At 69.1% G+C, this 16,722-nt stretch carries 14 protein-coding genes and 1 pseudogene; 9 read left to right on the top strand and 6 right to left on the bottom strand.

Translation table 11 applies throughout. The features are described from left to right. Positions 1 to 14 precede the first annotated feature (14 nt). The 4 genes from ACWD5F_RS01585 (at position 15) to ACWD5F_RS01570 (ending at position 4,349) form a co-directional block, all read left to right on the top strand. Positions 15 to 1,544, top strand: a complete 1,530-nt coding sequence (locus tag ACWD5F_RS01585; protein WP_451250021.1) for an APC family permease — start codon at positions 15 to 17, stop codon at positions 1,542 to 1,544. Positions 1,545 to 1,679: 135 nt separating this feature from the next. Continuing rightward, positions 1,680 to 2,909, top strand: a complete 1,230-nt coding sequence (locus tag ACWD5F_RS01580) for a glycoside hydrolase family 88 protein (RefSeq protein WP_451250019.1) — start codon at positions 1,680 to 1,682, stop codon at positions 2,907 to 2,909. Between the two features lie 150 nt (positions 2,910 to 3,059). Next, on the top strand, positions 3,060 to 3,821 hold the full coding sequence (locus ACWD5F_RS01575) for a sulfite exporter TauE/SafE family protein (protein WP_451250017.1): 762 nt from the start codon (positions 3,060 to 3,062) through the stop codon (positions 3,819 to 3,821). Between the two features lie 9 nt (positions 3,822 to 3,830). Continuing rightward, positions 3,831 to 4,349, top strand: a complete 519-nt coding sequence (locus ACWD5F_RS01570) for an adenylate kinase (RefSeq protein ID WP_451250015.1) — start codon at positions 3,831 to 3,833, stop codon at positions 4,347 to 4,349. Here ACWD5F_RS01570 and ACWD5F_RS01565 read toward each other — a convergent pair. The 3 genes from ACWD5F_RS01565 to ACWD5F_RS01555 form a co-directional block, all read right to left on the bottom strand. Then, positions 4,306 to 6,075, bottom strand: a complete 1,770-nt coding sequence (locus ACWD5F_RS01565) for an MFS transporter (RefSeq protein WP_451250013.1) — start codon at positions 6,073 to 6,075, stop codon at positions 4,306 to 4,308. The genes ACWD5F_RS01570 and ACWD5F_RS01565 overlap by 44 nt on opposite strands. Then, positions 6,072 to 6,539: a MarR family winged helix-turn-helix transcriptional regulator gene (locus ACWD5F_RS01560; RefSeq protein ID WP_451250011.1), complete on the bottom strand. Its 468-nt coding sequence runs from the start codon at positions 6,537 to 6,539 to the stop codon at positions 6,072 to 6,074. The genes ACWD5F_RS01565 and ACWD5F_RS01560 overlap by 4 nt, the downstream gene beginning before the upstream one ends. A 75-nt stretch (positions 6,540 to 6,614) precedes the next feature. Next, complete coding sequence (locus tag ACWD5F_RS01555; protein ID WP_451250009.1) at positions 6,615 to 7,208, bottom strand: TetR/AcrR family transcriptional regulator; 594 nt, start codon at positions 7,206 to 7,208, stop codon at positions 6,615 to 6,617. A gap of 159 nt (positions 7,209 to 7,367) precedes the next feature. On the opposite strand from ACWD5F_RS01555, the gene ACWD5F_RS01550 reads away from it, so the two are divergent. From ACWD5F_RS01550 to ACWD5F_RS01540, 3 genes and pseudogenes are all read left to right on the top strand, one after another. After that, positions 7,368 to 8,387 (top strand): aldo/keto reductase, encoded by a 1,020-nt coding sequence (locus ACWD5F_RS01550; protein ID WP_451250007.1) that lies wholly within the window; start codon positions 7,368 to 7,370, stop codon positions 8,385 to 8,387. A gap of 24 nt (positions 8,388 to 8,411) precedes the next feature. Further along, positions 8,412 to 9,311: an LLM class flavin-dependent oxidoreductase gene (locus ACWD5F_RS01545; protein ID WP_451250005.1), complete on the top strand. Its 900-nt coding sequence runs from the start codon at positions 8,412 to 8,414 to the stop codon at positions 9,309 to 9,311. A 72-nt stretch (positions 9,312 to 9,383) separates the two neighbouring features. Then, positions 9,384 to 9,545 (top strand): annotated as a pseudogene (locus ACWD5F_RS01540) (XdhC family protein); the annotation flags it as partial. 53 nt (positions 9,546 to 9,598) lie between these two features. Here the strand turns inward: ACWD5F_RS01540 and ACWD5F_RS01535 are convergent. Beyond that, positions 9,599 to 11,545: an alpha/beta fold hydrolase gene (locus ACWD5F_RS01535; protein WP_451250003.1), complete on the bottom strand. Its 1,947-nt coding sequence runs from the start codon at positions 11,543 to 11,545 to the stop codon at positions 9,599 to 9,601. Between the two features lie 83 nt (positions 11,546 to 11,628). Continuing rightward, the gene (locus ACWD5F_RS01530; protein WP_451250001.1) at positions 11,629 to 12,213 is read right to left on the bottom strand and encodes a TetR/AcrR family transcriptional regulator; all 585 of its coding nucleotides are present in this window, start codon (positions 12,211 to 12,213) and stop codon (positions 11,629 to 11,631) included. Between the two features lie 141 nt (positions 12,214 to 12,354). Between ACWD5F_RS01530 and ACWD5F_RS01525 the strand changes: the two genes are divergently transcribed. Continuing rightward, the gene (locus ACWD5F_RS01525) at positions 12,355 to 13,833 is read left to right on the top strand and encodes an MFS transporter (protein ID WP_451249999.1); all 1,479 of its coding nucleotides are present in this window, start codon (positions 12,355 to 12,357) and stop codon (positions 13,831 to 13,833) included. A gap of 107 nt (positions 13,834 to 13,940) precedes the next feature. Beyond that, positions 13,941 to 14,387: a DUF6086 family protein gene (locus ACWD5F_RS01520; RefSeq protein WP_451249997.1), complete on the top strand. Its 447-nt coding sequence runs from the start codon at positions 13,941 to 13,943 to the stop codon at positions 14,385 to 14,387. A gap of 380 nt (positions 14,388 to 14,767) precedes the next feature. Here the strand turns inward: ACWD5F_RS01520 and ACWD5F_RS01515 are convergent, their stop codons facing one another. Next, positions 14,768 to 16,564 carry a CocE/NonD family hydrolase gene (locus tag ACWD5F_RS01515; RefSeq protein ID WP_451249995.1) on the bottom strand — a complete coding sequence of 599 codons (1,797 nt, stop codon included), beginning with the start codon at positions 16,562 to 16,564 and terminating at the stop codon, positions 14,768 to 14,770. Positions 16,565 to 16,722: the final 158 nt, after the last annotated feature.

Genomic DNA, 16,722 nt, shown 5'->3' with positions numbered 1-16,722 from the left:
CGCAGGAGCTCCCGGTGACCGCTGGCCAGACAGTTTTCGACGCGGCCGGTACGCCGGCAGCAGCCCAGACGGAGCGGCAGAAGCTGCGCAAGCACTTCGGCCGCTTCGACATCCTCTTCTTCCTCCTCTGCACCATCGTCGGCGTCGACACCATCGGCACCGTGGCCTCGTCCGGCGCGGAGGCGTTCACCTGGCTCATCGTGCTGGCCGCGGTGTTCTTCGTGCCCTCCGCGCTGCTGATCGCCGAACTCGGGGCCGCCTTCCCGGAGGAGGGCGGCCCCTACATCTGGACCAGCCGCGCCTTCGGCCGCCTCGCGGGCGCCGTCAACAACTTCCTGTACTGGATCACCAACCCGGTCTGGCTAGGCGGCACCCTCGCCGTCTCCGCCGTCACCGCGTACACGACCTTCTTCAACGACGGCAACGACCTGAGCACCCCCGCCTTCTACGCCTTCACCCTCGTCTTCATCTGGGTGGGCGTCCTGGCCGCGATCCTCTCCTTCGACGTCGGCAAGTGGATCCCCACGATCGGTGCCTGGAGCCGCTTCGTCCTGCTCGGCCTGTTCACCCTCACGGTCGTCATCTACGGCATCAAGCACGGCCTGCACGGATTCGGGCTCGGCGACTTCTCCCCGACGTACGCGGGCTTCGTCGGCCTGGTCCCCGTCCTGATGTTCAACTACGTCGGCTTCGAACTGCCCAACACCGCCGGCGACGAGATGACCGACGCCCAGAAGGACGTGCCCTTCGCCATCTTCCGCAGCGCGGGCCTCTCGGTGCTGCTCTACGCACTGCCGATCCTCGGCATCCTGCTGGTCCTCCCGATCAAGGCCATCACCGGCCTCGGCGGTTTCATCGACGCGATCCGCCAGGTCTTCACCGTGTACGGAGGTCACGTCGGCGCCGACGGCACGGCCACCCTCAGCGGGGCGGGCAGCGTGCTCGGGGACCTCGCTGCGGTCATGTTCATCCTCACGGTGCTGTCCTCCGGCGTCACCTGGGTCATGGGTTCCGACCGCGCCCTCGCCGTCTCCGGCTACGACGGCGCCGCGCCCCGCTTCCTCGGCGTCATCTCCAGCCGGTTCGGCACGCCGGTACGGGTCAACATCCTCAGCGGCCTGGTCTCCACCCTCGTCCTGGTCCTGGCCCACCAACTCACGAACGGCAGTGCGGCCAAGCTCTTCGGCGCCGTCCTCGGCCTCGCCGTGTCCACCACGCTCGTCAGCTACCTGGGCATCTTCCCCGCCCTCGCGGTACTGCGCCGCAAGGCCCCGCACGTCCCTCGCCCGTACAAGGCGCCCTTCCCGCGCACCATCAGCGTGGTCCTCACCCTGCTCATCCTGTTCGCGAGCGTGCAGTTGATCGCTCCGGGGCTCGGCGACCACTGGTTCGGCTCCGACTACGCGCCGGACGGCTGGAGTTACGGCGAGCGCTGGAAGTACCTCCTGACGGAGGCCGTCCCGCTCGCCGGGTTCATGCTCCTCGGCGTCCTCTTCTGGGCACTGGGCAGTCCGACGCGCAGGGCGGCCGCCGTGAAGGAGTAGCCGCGACCCCGAAGTGTCTTTACCTCTCCAGCGGTTCACATGGATGAACTCCGCACACGGTGGTGTACACCACTGATGCCGCTGTGCAAAGCTCGGTCAACTGCGTACTCCCGTTGACCAGTTGGAGGTGCGGGCATGACTGTTTCCCGACGTACGGTCCTGGCCACGGCGGCGGGCGCCGCAGCCGTCTACGCGTCCGCGACACCGGCCGCGGCCGGTACCAGCGACCGGTTACCGGTATCGACCTTGAGCACGCTGAGCGCGGCGGCCGACTACGCGGTGGCGAAGGTCCGCGCGGTGGCGCCGAATGCGACCGGCTTCCCGGTCGGGACGAAGTTCGAGAAATGGACGTACTCCCAGAACGGCGACTGGGTCGGCGGCTTCTGGCCCGGCACGCTGTGGATGGCCTGGCTGCACAGCGGGGACACCGCCTTCCGCACCTGGGCACTCGCGTCAGCGGCCAAGCTCGCGCCCCGGCAGACCGACACGGGGACGCACGACCTCGGCTTCCTCTTCTACCCGTCATGGGTCACCGCCTGGCGGCTGACGGGTGACGCCAGTTGGCGCACCGGCGCCATCCGCGCGGCCGACTCCCTGATCCAGCGGTACAACTCGAAGGGCCACTTCATCCGGGCCTGGGGCGCACTGAGCGACACGTCCAACGCGGGCCGGGTCATCATCGACACGATGATGAACCTCGACCTGCTGGCCTTCGCGAGCAAGCAGACCGGCGACCCGAAATACCTCAACATCGCGATCGAGCACGCGAAGACGGCGCAGCGCGTGTTCCCTCGTGCCGACGGATCGATCCCGCACGTGTACGACTTCGACCCGACCACGGGCGCGGCCATCGGGCCCAACACCGTGCAGGGCTACAGCCCCACGTCCGCCTGGTCGCGCGGACAGGCGTGGGGCATCTACGGATTCACCACCATGTACCGGCGGACCGGCAACACGGAGTTCCTGACCACCGCACGCAAACTCGCCGACTACGCCGTAGCGGCACTGACCCCCGACAACGTCCCGGTGTGGGACTACCGCGCGCCCCAGGCGCCCAACGACATCAAGGACGCGTCGGCCGGCGCCATCATGGCGTGCGGACTGATCGACCTGGCCACCGCGTCCGGCCGCCCCGCCTACCGCGATGTCGCCCTGCGCCTGCTCACCGCGCTGTCGGAGACCTGCCTCACGAGGAACTCGACCCGGGCCGACGCGGCCGTCGCCCGCTGCACCCGCAACCGTCCCGCCGAGGACGGCATCGAGGTCTCCCTCCCGTACGCCGACTACTACCTCCTGGAAGGCATCCTGCGGGTGCTGCGCCCGAACGACGTCGACCGGGCGATCGACCTGTCCACCGTGGCCTGACCTCACCTGATCCCGACCTGACCTCGACCCGCCGTCTTCGCATGTAGACGCCATCCGTACCCTGGGACATGAACTGCCCGGGCCCGCTCCAGACGGCGGGCCGAGTCGCAACGGCGCGACGTGGGACCGCTCGACCCAGGGAGCAACCGCGTGGACGCCGGCTCCGTACTGCTGCTCGCGCTCGCAGGCGTGGCCTCCGGTCTCGCCGGATCGATCGCCGGTCTCGCCTCGCTGTTCAGCTATCCGGCGCTGCTGGCGGCAGGACTGCCGCCGGTGGCCGCCAACGTGACCAACACCGTCGCGCTGTTCACCAACACCCTTGGTACGGCGGCCGGTTCACGCGAGGAACTGCGCGGCCAAGGGCGCCGCCTGCTGCGCCTCTCGCTCCTCGCGGCCACCGGGGGAGCGGTGGGGGCGGCACTGCTCCTGGGCACTCCGTCCTCGGCGTTCGAGCGGGTCGTGCCGTGGCTGATCGCCCTGGGCTCGGTACTCATCCTCGTCCGCGAACCACTGCGCCGACTGGCCGCCCGGCGCGAGAAGGACACCGGCGGCGTGCGCTCCAAACTGCCGCTGGTCTGCGCGGTGTTGCTCGTCGGGCTGTACGGCGGGTACTTCGGTGCCGCGGCCGGCGTCCTGATGCTGGCCGTACTGTCCTTGTCGGCGAACGAACCCCTGCCCGTGACCAACGCCGTGAAGAACATCGTCACCGGCGCCGCCAACGTCACGGCGGCCGTCGCCTACGCCTTCCTCGCCCCTGTCGACTGGACGGCCGCTGTCGCCCTCGGCCTCGGGTGTCTGGTCGGCAGCCGGGTGGGTCCGGTGGTCGTACGGCGCCTTCCCGAGAAGCCGCTGCGCATCGCGATCGCGCTGGCGGGCCTGGGACTCGCCGTCTCGTTGTGGCTCCGGGCGTAAGGTGCCTGCATGGAACGGATCTTGGTGGTGGGTGTCACCGGCGCGGGGAAGTCGACCCTCGCCCTGGCGGTGGGCGAACGGCTGGGAATTCCGTACCACGAGATGGACGCGCTGTATTTCTCGGGCCCGAACTGGACCGTGAACGACAAGCTGACCGAGGAGATGGCCCGGATCGCCGCCGAACCGCGGTGGATCATCGACTCGATCGGCTATCCCGAGGTCCGTGACCTCCTCTGGGACCGGGCGGACACCGTGCTCTGGCTGGACTACCGCAAGCGTGTGATCATGCCCCGCATCCTGCGCCGCTCCCTTCGGCGCACGCTCACCCGTGAGCTGATCTTCAGCGGCAACAGGGAACCCTGGTCGGGCTGGCTGAGCAGAGAGCACCCGGTGCGGTGGGCCTGGTCCCAACACGCGCCCCGGCAACGGGAGATCACCGACCGCACCGGCGACCCGCGCTTCGCCCCCCTCGACACCCTCCGCTTCAACCGCCCGGCCGAGACGGCGACTTGGCTGGCCTCTCTCTGATCTCCGAGGTGGGTGCGGGCTCGGCACGGTGGCTGCCGCGCAGGGCGGAGGCCACGGCGGAGACCAGCGCCATGCCGGCGGCGACGCCGAACACGATCGCCAGACCGTGGTGGAACGGACCGGAGACCAGCCGCGGAAAGAAGGTGTGGCCGGTCAGCACGGCCCGCTGGGCCGCCGACACATGGTCGAGGGCGCCGTCGGCGGAGAGCAGATGCTGGATCGGGTTGTTGCCGAGGAACGTGGCGAAGAGCGTGCTCACCGGCGGCAGCGACGCGGCATGCTCGGCCGCTCCGGCCGGTACGCCGTTGGCCTGAAGTCCGCTGCTCAGCGTCGTCGGCAGCCTGGACGCGAGCCCCGAGACCATCAGCGAGAAGAACACACCGATGGACAGGGCCGTACCGGAGTTCTGGAAGGTGGAGCGCATCCCCGAGGCGACGCCCCGGAACTCGGCCGGCACGCTGCCCATGATGGAGGACGTGTTCGGCGCGGAGAACAGGCCCTGGCCAAGACCGTTGAGCAGCAGAAGCGCGGCGAACAGCCCGTAGTCGAAGTCCACGGGCAGGGCGAGCAGCCCGAGGAAGGAGAGTGCGACGACGATCAGCCCCGCCGTGGAGAACAGGCGGGCGCCGAACCGGTCGGACAGATAGCCGGCGACGGGGCCCGCGACGAGGAAGCCGATCGTGAGCGGCAGCATGAAGATGCCGGCCCACAGGGGAGTGTCCTCGAAGTCGTAGCCGTGCAGGGGCAGCCAGATGCCCTGCAACCAGATGATCAGCATGAACTGCAGCCCGCCTCGCGCGATCGAGGTCAGCAGCGCGGCCAGGTTGCCCGCGGTGAACGCCCGGATCTTGAACAGGGCCAGGTTGAACATGGGCTCGGCGACGTGGGTCTCGATGTAGCAGAAGAGCAGCAGCAGGGCGACGCCGCCGAACAGGCCGGTGAGGACCCAGGGGTTGCCCCAGCCGGTGGCGCTGCCGCCGTAGGGCTGGATGCCGTAGGTGATGCCGGCCAGCAGGATGCCGGCGCCCGACGCGAAGGTGAGGTTGCCCAGCCAGTCGACCCGGCCGGGACGGCCCGCCGAGGTCTCGCGGAGGCTGAGGTAGGACCAGATCGTGCCGGTGATGCTGATCGGGACGCTCACCCAGAACACGGCACGCCAGTCGACGACGGCGAGCAGTCCGCCCGCGAGCAGGCCGAGGAACTGACCCGCGAGGGCGGTGATCTGGTTGATGCCCAGGGCCATGCCGCGCTGCCGGGCGGGGAAGGCGTCGGTGAGGATGGCGGCCGAGTTGGCGGTGAGCATGGATCCGCCGAAGGCCTGCACGACGCGCCACAGGATCAGCCACATCGCGCCCGCTCCCGCGTGGAACGGGTCCAACGAGAGCGCGACGGAGGCGAACGCGAAGATCAGGAAGCCGAGGTTGTAGATCCGCACCCGGCCGAACATGTCGCCCAGCCGGCCCAGTACGACGACCAGCACCGCCGAGACCAGCAGATAGCCCAGGATCATCCACAGCAGATAGCCGATGTTGCCCGGCGCGAGCGGATCGAGGCCGATACCGCGGAAGATCGCGGGCAGCGAGATGATCACGATGGAGGCGTCCATCGTGGCTATCAGCACGCCGAGCGTGGTGTTGGACAGCGCGACCCACTTGTATCCCGGGCCGACCGGAGTGGTCTTGTGGCGGGCGGACCGCAGGGAGCCCAGCCTCGACGCGCCGCTCACAGTCGCTCCGCCAACAGGTCGAGCAGGGGCAGGGCCGCCGCGAGCGTGGCCCGCTCCTCGGCACTGAACTCGTCGAGGACGGTGCTGAGCCGGTTGATCGACTCGGAGCGCCGCTCGTCCAGCATCGAGCGACCCTCCTCGGTGACCGCCACGATGCTGCGTCGCCCGTCCGCGGGGTCGGGGGAGCGGTGGACCAGCCCGCGCTGTTCGAGGACGGCGAGCGTGCTCGCCATCGCCTGCGGGCGCACGCGCTCCGACTCGGCGAGGGACGTCGGCGAGTCCGGACCGTCGGACGCGAGCCGGGCGAGCACCGACACACCGGACAGGGACACGTCCCCCACGGCGTGGGCCTGCCGCAGCCGCCGTCTCACCCGGCCCACCGCGAGCCGTAGATCGGCCGCGAGCCGCGCGGTGTCGTTCGGGTCGAGGGTGTTGCCGCTGTCTGCTTCCGTTTCCGTCTGCACGTTTACTCACACTAGGCTTATCAGCCTGAACTGCTCAATCAATTGTTAGTAAATCCGTCGCCCTGGACGCGGACGTCATGGCCGCGGCTGTCGGAGCCCCGCGATGAGCAGCTCGACCAGTCGGCGCGCGTCGTAGTCGGGATCGCTCTCCGCGCCGATGCAGAGGTTCCCGACCCCGCGCATGAGCTCGTAGGCCTTGAGGTCGGAGCGGATCTCGCCGGCGTCGGACGCGGCTTCGAGGAGGGTGCCGCACACCGGCACGAGGCGGTCGAGGAAGTAGGCGTGCAGCGTGTCGAAGCCGGCGTTGTCGGACTTCAGTGCGGCGGCGAGCCCGTGCTTGGTGACCAGGAAGTCGACGAAGAGGTTGATCCACTGCCCGAGTGCGGCGTGCGGCGACGCGCTGCTCGCCAGCAGGGCCGGGCCCGCCTCGGCGCAGGCGTCGACCTGGTGCCGGTAGACCGCGACGATCAGGTCCGCGCGGGTGGGGAAGTGGCGGTAGATCGTGCCGAGCCCGACGCCGGCCTTCGCCGCGATGTCGCGTACCGGCGCCTCCACGCCCGAGGTGACGAAGACCGAGGCCGCCGCGTCGAGCAGGGTCTCCTTGTTGCGCCGGGCGTCCTTCCGCTTGGGCTGGGCCGCCTGTCCCGGGCCCTCGTCCTCGTTCCCCACCGGATCGCTCCTTTCGCCACCGCGCTTGCCAAAGCGGAACACGGTTCCGTATCGTCTTTTCCGGAACGGCGTTCCGTTTGCTCATGATGCCAGAGCAGGTGTTCCGGCAACCACTCCGCGCATTGTCACCGCGCTCAACCCGCACCGGAGGAACACGTCATGCAGTACCGCACCTTGGGCCGTACCGGCATCCAGGTCAGCACACTCGCGCTCGGCGCGATGAACTTCGGCCGGATCGGGCGTACCACCCAGGACGAGGCCACCGCCATCGTCGACGCCGCCCTGGAGGCGGGGATCAACCTCATCGACACCGCCGACATGTACGGCCGGGGCGAGTCCGAGGAGATGGTCGGCAAGGCCGTCGCCGGCCGCCGCGACGACATCGTGCTCGCGACGAAGGCGGGCATGCCGATGGGGGAGGAGCGCAACCAACAGGGCAGCTCCCGGCGGTGGTTGGTCACCGCACTGGACAACAGCCTGCGCCGCCTGGGCGTCGACCACGTCGACCTCTACCAGATCCACCGCTGGGACCCGAACACCGGCGACGAGGAGACCCTGTCCGCCCTGACCGACCTGCAACGCGCGGGAAAGATCCGCTACTTCGGGTCCTCGACCTTCCCCGCCTACCGCATCGTGCAGGCCCAATGGGCCGCCCGTGACGGCCACTTGAGCCGCTATGTCACCGAACAGCCCGGCTACTCGATCCTCCAGCGCGGTGTCGAGACCCACGTCCTGCCGGTGACCGAGGAGTACGGGCTCGGCGTACTGGTCTGGAGCCCGCTGGCCTCGGGCTGGCTGTCGGGCGCGATCCGCGCGGGCCGGGAGGTCACCACCAGCCGCTCGACCTTCATGCCGCAACGCTTCGACATCACCGTCCCCGCCAACCGCGCCAAGCTCGACGCCGTCGAGCGGCTCGCCAAGGTGGCCGACGAGGCGGGCCTCACGATGATCCAGCTCGCGCTCGGATTCGTCACCGCCCACCCGGCCGTCACCACCGCCCTCATCGGCCCCCGCACCCTCGACCACCTGCACTCACAGCTCGCCGCCGCCGACACCGTGCTCTCCGCGGACGTCCTCGACGCCATCGACTCGATCGTCGCCCCCGGTCTCGACCTGGCCCCGCACGAGAAGTCCGACACCCCGCCCGCACTGCTCGACCCGGCACTGCGGCGCCGCTGACCGCCCGAGAGGACCGACGACCCCATGCCACCCACACCTCGCCCCCGCTTCGGCATCATGACCGCCCCGCAACAGGTCGACTACCACGACGTCCTGCGGGTCTGGCGCGAGGCGGACACCATCCCGGAGATCGAGCACGCCTGGCTCTTCGACCACCTCATGCCGATCGGCGGCGACCCGGACGGACCGGCCTACGAGGGCTGGACGCTGCTTTCCGCCCTGGCCGCCCAGACCCGGCGCCTACGGCTCGGCGTGATGGTGACCAGCAACCGATTCCGGCCGCCCGCACTACTGGCGAAGATCGCCACCACCGTCGACATCGTCTCCGAAGGCCGCCTCGACTTCGGCATCGGTGTCGGCTCACGGCCCGACCACCCACTGGCGCGACGCGAGTACGAGGCGCACGGACTGCCGTTCCACGACTCCGCGCACGCCGTGGGGAGCCTCGCCGAAGCCTGCACGGTGATCCGGCGACTGTGGACCGAGGACAAGCCCTTCGACTTCCACGGCACGTACCACCACCTCACCGGTGCCTTCGGCAGCCCCAAACCCGTCCAGCGCCCCCACCCGCCGATCCTCATCGGCGGCCGCTCGTCCGCGACCCTGCGCGTGGTCGCCGAACACGCCGACCTGTGGAACATCCCGGGCGGCGACATAAAAGACGTGATCAGTCGCAGCGCACTGCTGGACCGCTACTGCGCCGAGATCGGCCGCGACCCCGCCACGATCACCCGCTCGATCCACCTGCCGGTCTCCTACGACCACCCCGGCGTCACCCGCGCGGCGATCGGCCTGGCGATCGACGCCGGCTTCCACCACATCGTCCTGGGACTGCCGACGCCGTACCCCGTCCAGGTCGTCCGGTGGGTGGCCGACGAGCTCGTTCACCAGGTGTTTCCGTCGAGTCTCCGCCGAACGCCTTAGCGGAGAATTTTCCTCCAGTTATAGTGACGGCAGGACGCAGCTGCTCCCAGCCCCGCAGCACGGAGGATCCGGATGCGCGACCTGCTCCCAGCCCTCGCCGACTGGTACGCCGCCAAGCGGCCGTTCGCCGTCGCCATGGTGACCGGCGTCGAAGGGAGTTCGCCGCAGCGTCTGGGTGCCGTATCGGTCCGGGGTTCGGCCGGTGAACTGCTCGGCGGCATCTCGCGGGACCCGCTGGACGCGGCGCTCCATGAGCTGTCGGGGCGGGTCCTGGCCGACGGCTGTCCTCAAGTGGCGTGGTTCGACACCGAGTTGGCGGACCCATTCGAACCTGACCTGCCGTCCGCAGGAAGCGTCGAGGTCCTTGTACGCCGGGTCGACCCCGGCACGGACGAGGCCTTCGCCCTGTTCCTGGCGTCGCTCGCACGCGGGGTCGCCGTCACGCTCGCCCTCACCGTCGACTGCGCCCACCCCGAACGGATCGGCTCGGCTCTGGCCGTCACCCACGACACCGTGCGAGGCACCCTCGGCGCGGAGAAGTGGGACCGCGAGTGCCTGTACCGCCAGCGCGTCGGCGGCTCGGGGATCATGCACCTGGGCAACGGACTGGGTGGGCCCGCCTCGTTCCTCCTGCACAGACAGCACTGACCGGTCGGAGAAGGCTGCGGTCTCGGGAGGCCGCCTGGGGCCGTGGCATCGGCCACGGCCCCAGGCGGTCGGTCATCCGGTGGGGCTCGGAAGGGGTGAGGGCGCGCACTCCAGGTCGGCGTGCCGGCCGGGCGTGCGGGTGGGCAGAACACCGGTGGTGAGGTAGGCGGCGATCGCCGTGTCCACACAGGAGTTGGTGCCGGGCGTCCCGCCGTTGGTGGTGCCGCCCGGCACGCTGACGAGCGCCGAGTGCGGGAAGCGTCGCGTACTTCGAGGCTGCCCTCGAACGGTGTGGCCGCGTCGAGGGTCTCCGCGACCAGCAGTGCGCTGCCGACCGCCTTACCGGTGACACGAACCGGCTTGCCCGCGGAAGCGCCCCAGGTGCGGCAGGGCGCGTTGAACCACGTGTTGCCCCATGTCGTCATCGGTGCGACGGCGGCGGACGCTTCCGTGTCGGTCCTCCAGCGCGCGTAGTCCGTCGGCCAGGGAGCGTCCGTGCACACTTCGGCGAGCAGCGCGGCGTAGGTGTTGTCGTTGCCGAACTGCATGAGCTGGTCGAACAGGGCCTTCAGTGTCGCGCCGTCGCCCTGGTGCACCCAGCCGGAGAACGCGCTGCCCAGCATCGGCCAACTCGCCTGGAAGTAGGGGGCGACCAGGAAGATGTCGGCCCATTCGTCGGGGCCTATCACCCCGGCGGCGGGCGTCCGGGAGACCGAGGCGAGTTGGGTGTCCCATTCCTGGGTCACCGCCTGGCGGGTCGCACCGAGGTGGTAGACGTCGTCGTGTGCGGCGAGCCAGTCGAACCAGAGCAGCGTGTTCTCCTCCAACTGGGCGTTCTGGTCGAAGTTCGCCGCGTCGTACCAGACGCGGCGGGGGTCGACGTTGCTGTCGAGGACCATCCGGCGGACGCGCTGCGGATGGAGGGTGGCGTAGACCTGAGCGACGTAAGTGCCGTACGAGTGGGCGTAGATGGTGAGCTGCTCGGCACCGAGCGCGGTGCGGATGGTCTCCATGTCCGCCGCCGTGTCGGTCGCCTTCATGTGGTCGAGCAGCGCCGACTGTTCCGGTGTGTCGCAGGCCCGGGCATAGCCTTCGGTCCGGTCGAGCCAGGCCTGTTCCTCGGCGGCCGTCGCGGGCTCGTAGGCCGGTCGGTCGTAGGAGAAGTACCCGCTCTCGCACGACAGCGCGGGCGCGCTCGGGGCGAGGCCCCGGCGGGCGAAACCGACCCAGTCGTATGCGCCCGCGGCGGCCGCGGGCAGGCGCGTGCTCTGGAGCGGATCGCTGTAGCCCGACCCGCCGAGCGGATTGGGGGCGGCCAGTACGACGCCCTGGTAGCGGTCCGCGGGCACGGTGTGCCGGATCCTGGACAGCGCCAAGGTGATCTTCGTTCCGGCCGGATGTGCGTAGTCCAGTGGCACCTGGAGCTCGGCGCATTCGGCGCCGGCTTGGACGAGGGCGAGGTCCGTGCAGTCCGTCCAGGTGACAGCGGCCACGGGGGGTGAGGAGGCTGCGGACGACGGGGCTGCCACCGGAAGGGGCAGCAGAAGGAAGGCGCCTGTGATGGCGCCCACCAGGGACCGTCTCATGTGACTGTCTCCATGCTGTGTGGGGGTTCAGAGCTACCAGAGGTCACAACTCTCCCCGCCGCCAAGGGAGTTCCCGCGCGGAACTACGCGCCGGCGTCGGGTGCGATGCCGTGCATGACCAGGTCGGTGAGGACGTCGACGGCCATGGCGCCGTTCTCCGGCGAGGTACGGAGCTGGGCGTAGCAGAAGGACTCGAGCATGCACACCACCGCCTGCGCGGTCATGGTGTTGTCGTCCCGCGGGCCGCGCATCTGCTCGATGTGGTCGGCCCACATCGCCACGTGGTGACTCCGCAGGTTCTCCCAGGTGCGGGCGAATCCTTCGTCGGCCTGGGCGGCCTGGAAGATGCCCGTCATCTCGGCGAGGTGCAGGCGGCTGTTCTCCCAGTACGCCTCCACATGTGCCCGGACGTCGTCACGCGTCGCGAACCGGTGGTCGGGGCCGAGGGTTCCGTGCGCGCGATCGCGGTGCGAGGCCAGGAAATCCTCCGCCAGCGACCGCATCAGGTCGTCCTTGTCGGTGAAGTACCGGTAGAAGGAGCCCGCCGCCTTGCCGGCCTCCTTGGTGATGTCGGTGATCTTCGTCTGCGCGTACCCCTGGCGGAGGATGAGCCGTCGCGCCGCAGCCTTCAACTCGGCCTCCGTGCGCTGCGACTTGGCGGTCTGCACCGTGTCCACTCCCTGAAGTCCTGCGGCTGGTCCCGCGACCAGTTTGACAGATCAACCGCCAGGAGTGAAACTGAATTCAGATTCACTTCTGTATCTGTCCGTTCTACGCCCGCTGTCACCTCGTACGGGAGATCCGAGACCATGCCCCTCACCGACTCGTCGGACGCACAGGTCGCTCCGGCCCGGGACGCCGGTCCTGCCACGCCCTCGCGTCCGTGGTGGGCCGTGGCCGTCATCGCGCTGGCGCAGCTCATGGTCGTACTCGACTCGACGATCATGAACATCGCGCTGCCGTCCGCTCAGCGGGCGCTCGACTTCTCGGACGGCCAGCGCCAATGGATCGTGACGGCCTACGCACTCGCCTTCGGCAGCCTGCTCCTCATGGGCGGCCAGCTGGCCGACCTCTTCGGTCGGCGCCGGATGTTCGTCACCGGGATCGTCGGGTTCGCCCTGGCCTCCGCGCTCGGCGGCGCGGCGCCCGGCTTCGCCTCGCTCGTCACCGCGCGTGCCCTGCAAGGCCTCTTCGCCGCGCTCCTCGCGCCGGCCGCGCTGTCCCTGCTCACCACGACCTTCACCCGGCCCAAGGAGCGCGCGAAGGCCTTCGGCATCTACGGAGCCGTGGCCGGATCGGGCGGCGGTATCGGGCTGCTGTTGGGGGGAGTGCTCACCGGATACCTGTCGTGGCGCTGGACCATGTACGTCAATGTGGTCATCGCGGGTGTGGCCCTCGTCGGCGCGCTCCTCATGCTGCCCCGCTCGTCCCGCACGAGTAGGCCGAGCTTCGACGTGCCGGGCACACTCCTGGCCTCGTCGGGCCTGTTCGCGGTCGTCTACGGACTGTCCGAGGCCGAGACATACGGGTGGACCTCACCCAGGTGCTGGGCCCTGCTGCTCGTCGGCCTCGCCCTGTTGGGCGTCTTCACGTGGTGGCAGAACAAGACCGCACAACCCCTCCTACCCCTGCGTGTTCTTCGCGATCGGCTCCGCGGAGGTGCGTTCGTGTCCATCCTGCTCGTGGGCGCGGGGATGTTCGCGATCTTCCTCTTCCTGACCTACTTCCTTCAGGACATCCAGGGTTATTCGCCGGTCCGAACCGGGTTCGCCTTGTTGCCCATGACCCTGGGCATCATGGCGGCCGGCCAGATCTCCACGATCAAGTTGGTGCCGAGGCTTGGTCCCCGAGCTGTCCTGACCGGCGGATTCGTCCTGGCGGCGCTCGCCATGGTGTGGCTCACCCACATCGGCCTGACCACTGACTACGCCACGGATGTGCTGCCACCGCTGGTCGTGGCCGGCCTGGGACTGGGCTGTGTCCTGCCGCCCGCCATGAGCCTGGGCACCTACGGTGTGGCGGCGCCGGACGCAGGAGTGGCTTCGGCGACGGTCAACACCATGCAGCAGATCGGCGGTTCGATCGGCACGGCGCTTCTCAACACGATCGCGGCGACCGCGACGGCGACTTTCCTCGCGACCCACAACACCTCGGATCGCACGGTGGATGCGCAGGCCTCCATCCACGGCTACGTCACCGCGTACTGGTGGGCCGCGGGCATCTTCGCGCTCGGCGCGGTGACGGCGGCGGTGCTGTTGCCGCGACGTCGGACCAGTGGCCGATCGTAAGTGACCGCTGTCATGCGGCTGTTGGGGGACGGTCAAACTCGGATGCCTGCCGGCCACCCGATGATCTACCGTCTGCCCGTCAGGGCGGTTGAACAGGGGGATCGATGATGAGCAAGTACTTCGACTTGGGTGACGAGACCCTGTGGAATCCGTCGAACGGGGCTGGACGCCTCTTCTTGAAACAGACCGAGGTCTTCGAGGCGGAGCTCAAGACACCTTCGGGAATCGGCCCGGGCAAGTACCCGGGTGACCCGGACACGCTTGCGGTCGACCAGGCCGCGTACGGCGAGTTCGTACGCGCCCTGGTCGCCTGGCACTGCCGAACGGGTCACTCCGTGATCCTCGCCCTCTCCGAGGGCTATGTGGCGACGGCGCTCGCACTGGCACGGCGAGCAGGCATCGAGGTGACGATGCCCGAGCCGGTGCCCGGCGATGCGACCGGTGTCGGCCGGTACGACGTACAGGTTCCCGGCAATCCGCAAAGCACGACGACCGCCGTCGCCGCCGCACTGGAGACACGGGCGCGGGAGATGGACCACTGGATGGCCCGCTGAGTCTCTGTGCCTGTCGTCGGCCCTCGGCCTGCTTGCGTGGGTAGCGGAAGATCCTGTCGGCGAAGACCACGAAGGCCTCCGTGGTGGTGTTGTAGTTGACGTACCAGCCGCCGGTCGGGGCCAGGCAGGCGGACAACTGCTCCGCCAGGCGGCCGGCGTCGGTCTCCTCGGCGGTGAAGTCCAGGAGGGTCCACTGCTGTGGTTGCTCGGCCGCCGCGCTGCCCACCTCCACTCTCGCAATCTTGGTGATGTGCAGCGCGACTCCGCTCAACTCGGCCCCGACCCGCAGGCTTTCGGCGATCAGTACGCCTCAAGCATTCGCTCCTCCTGGCTCTCGACGCCGAGAGGGTAGCGACAACTGACCTTGCGGGCGGCTCAGTTCAGGACGACGGTCCCCAGTTGTCCTCGCTCGGAGTCGCCGCATTCGGTGAAGTGAGGGGGAGGTTGATGAACGACGCTGCCTCCGGGGAGCGTTCGATCGTGTAGAGGCCGCCGGTCAGGTTGGTGAGTTGTTGTGGGGTGGGGGCGACCTGGAGGTGGTAGTCGGCCGGGGGCTGGCTGTTGATGGTGAGTTGGATGCGGTAGCCGGCGGGGATCTTCGTGAAGTGCGACAGGAGAGAGATGTCGTACCTGGTTGTCCGGCCGGGAGTCACGGGTTGCTGCGCGGACTGCGTGAACGGGTGACTGGATTTGAGGAGTCTGTTGTTGTTGCCGTACAAGCTCTCGTCGGTGTCCGTCGCGCGTTGACTGCCCAGGAGTATTCCGTCGGCCTGCTTGGTCACCGTGCCGTCCGGCGCGACGAGGTTGAGTGTGGCCGTCAACTCGGTCTCGACCGTGGTCGACTTGGCGTAGAGGGTGACATCGGTCGGCCCGTTGAGCAGGGCCGCCTTGGTGAGCGGAGCTGTCGTGTAGGTCAGGGTGTTTGACGCGGTCGGTGCGGCCCAGGGGAGGCTGTCACTGCCCTTGGTGCCTGGCTTGGCAGCCGTCAACGAACCATTGCCGAGGTAGTAGGTCCGGGCGTCCAGCGACAGCGGCCACGCGGCGCTGTCGACCCAGGTGTCCGCGCCGTTCTCGAACAGGTGCAGGGGAGTTGAGGTGAAAGCCATGCCGGTGGGCGCGTTCTTGAGCCAGGTGTCGAACCACTCGAGGCGAATGGCCTGGAGTGACTCCTCGTTGACGTGTTCGCCGTGGGTCCAGGGCCCGACGATCGCTTGATACCGGCCGGTTACGGGCTCGTCCGGCGTGAGGGGTGTGCTCAACGGCCGGTGGTAGTAGGCGTTCTGGCTCGCCACATAGGCGTCGAGGTTCCCGCCCGGGAAGATGTCGTTCCACCCGGCCTCGCTGAGCGCCGGGATGTTGTTCTTCACGATCTGCGGGACGAGTTGTTTCTGGACGCTCCGCGCCTGCCAGTACGCATCGTTGTACGAGCGCGAACCGCCCGTGGCCTGCTGGGCGATCGTCACGGACTGCGGGTCGGTCGCGGGATCGTCCTCGGGGCCACGGGGTTCGGCCCGGGCGATACCGGCGACGAACGTGGTGGGGATGCCGCCGGACGCCGTGAGGTCGTTGTAGAAGTCCGAGTCGGTGCAGAACGGCGCGATGGCTTTGAGAGCGGAGTTCTTGCCCACGGCCGCCGCGGTGAACCACTGGTTCACCCCGAGGTAGGAGCAACCCTCAAGACCCACCTTGCCGTTGGAGCCCGTAAGGCTGTGGGCCGCCCAGTCGACCAGGGTGGCCCCGTCACGGCCCTGCCGGTCACCGAACCAGTCGACCTGCCCGCCGGAGTCACCCGTGCCCCTGACCGCCGAGGCCACGAAGATGTACCCCCGCTGCACGAAGTACGTTCCGCTGTCGGTGGGATCGGAACGCACCGAGCCATAGGGATTCTGTGTCAGCAGCACCGGGAACGGGCCGGCCGCTCGCTCGCCGGTATTCGGGTCGGTCGGATAGACGACCTCCACAGAGATCTTCACGCCGTCGTCCATGGCGACGGTCGTGTGCACGGGCTGGCTCGCCGTGTAGGTGGCAGCCGGTGGCTGCCAGGTCGAGGCCGCGGCCGGCGTGCTGGTGGTTGCCGTCTGACCTGCAACTACGAGGATGAGCGCTGCTGAACTGCTGGCCAGTACCGCGATCGGGCGAGTCGCTCTGCTGCGGTGCCCGGTCCTGGATTTCGGCATGCGGGTTCCTTGAGGTCGGTGGTGCTCTCCGTTGTGCGCGGGGGAACAAGGCCCTGTTCGGTCGGCTCGGGTGAGGGGTGGTGGTGCGCCGACGACGGCCGCTCGCCAGGATCCTGGACGACCGAATGTTCGGTAGTGTCAGGAGGGTTGTGGGGCAC

It is taken from the genome of Streptomyces sp. NPDC002499 (genome assembly GCF_053595415.1).
Note: the sequence above shows the minus strand (reverse complement) of the source record. Positions and strands in the feature narration are given on the sequence as shown.

Excerpts from the sequence above, each read along its gene's own strand:
- ACWD5F_RS01570 (WP_451250015.1), top strand. The coding sequence starts at position 3,831 with ATGGAACGGATCTTGGTGGTGGGTGTCACCGGCGCGGGGAAGTCGACC.
- ACWD5F_RS01550 (WP_451250007.1), top strand. The coding sequence starts at position 7,368 with ATGCAGTACCGCACCTTGGGCCGTACCGGCATCCAGGTCAGCACACTC.
- ACWD5F_RS01545 (WP_451250005.1), top strand. The coding sequence starts at position 8,412 with ATGCCACCCACACCTCGCCCCCGCTTCGGCATCATGACCGCCCCGCAA.
- ACWD5F_RS01525 (WP_451249999.1), top strand. The coding sequence starts at position 12,355 with ATGCCCCTCACCGACTCGTCGGACGCACAGGTCGCTCCGGCCCGGGAC.
- ACWD5F_RS01580 (WP_451250019.1), top strand. The coding sequence starts at position 1,680 with ATGACTGTTTCCCGACGTACGGTCCTGGCCACGGCGGCGGGCGCCGCA.
- ACWD5F_RS01515 (WP_451249995.1), bottom strand. The coding sequence starts at position 16,564 with ATGCCGAAATCCAGGACCGGGCACCGCAGCAGAGCGACTCGCCCGATC.
- ACWD5F_RS01535 (WP_451250003.1), bottom strand. The coding sequence starts at position 11,545 with ATGAGACGGTCCCTGGTGGGCGCCATCACAGGCGCCTTCCTTCTGCTG.
- ACWD5F_RS01520 (WP_451249997.1), top strand. The coding sequence starts at position 13,941 with ATGAGCAAGTACTTCGACTTGGGTGACGAGACCCTGTGGAATCCGTCG.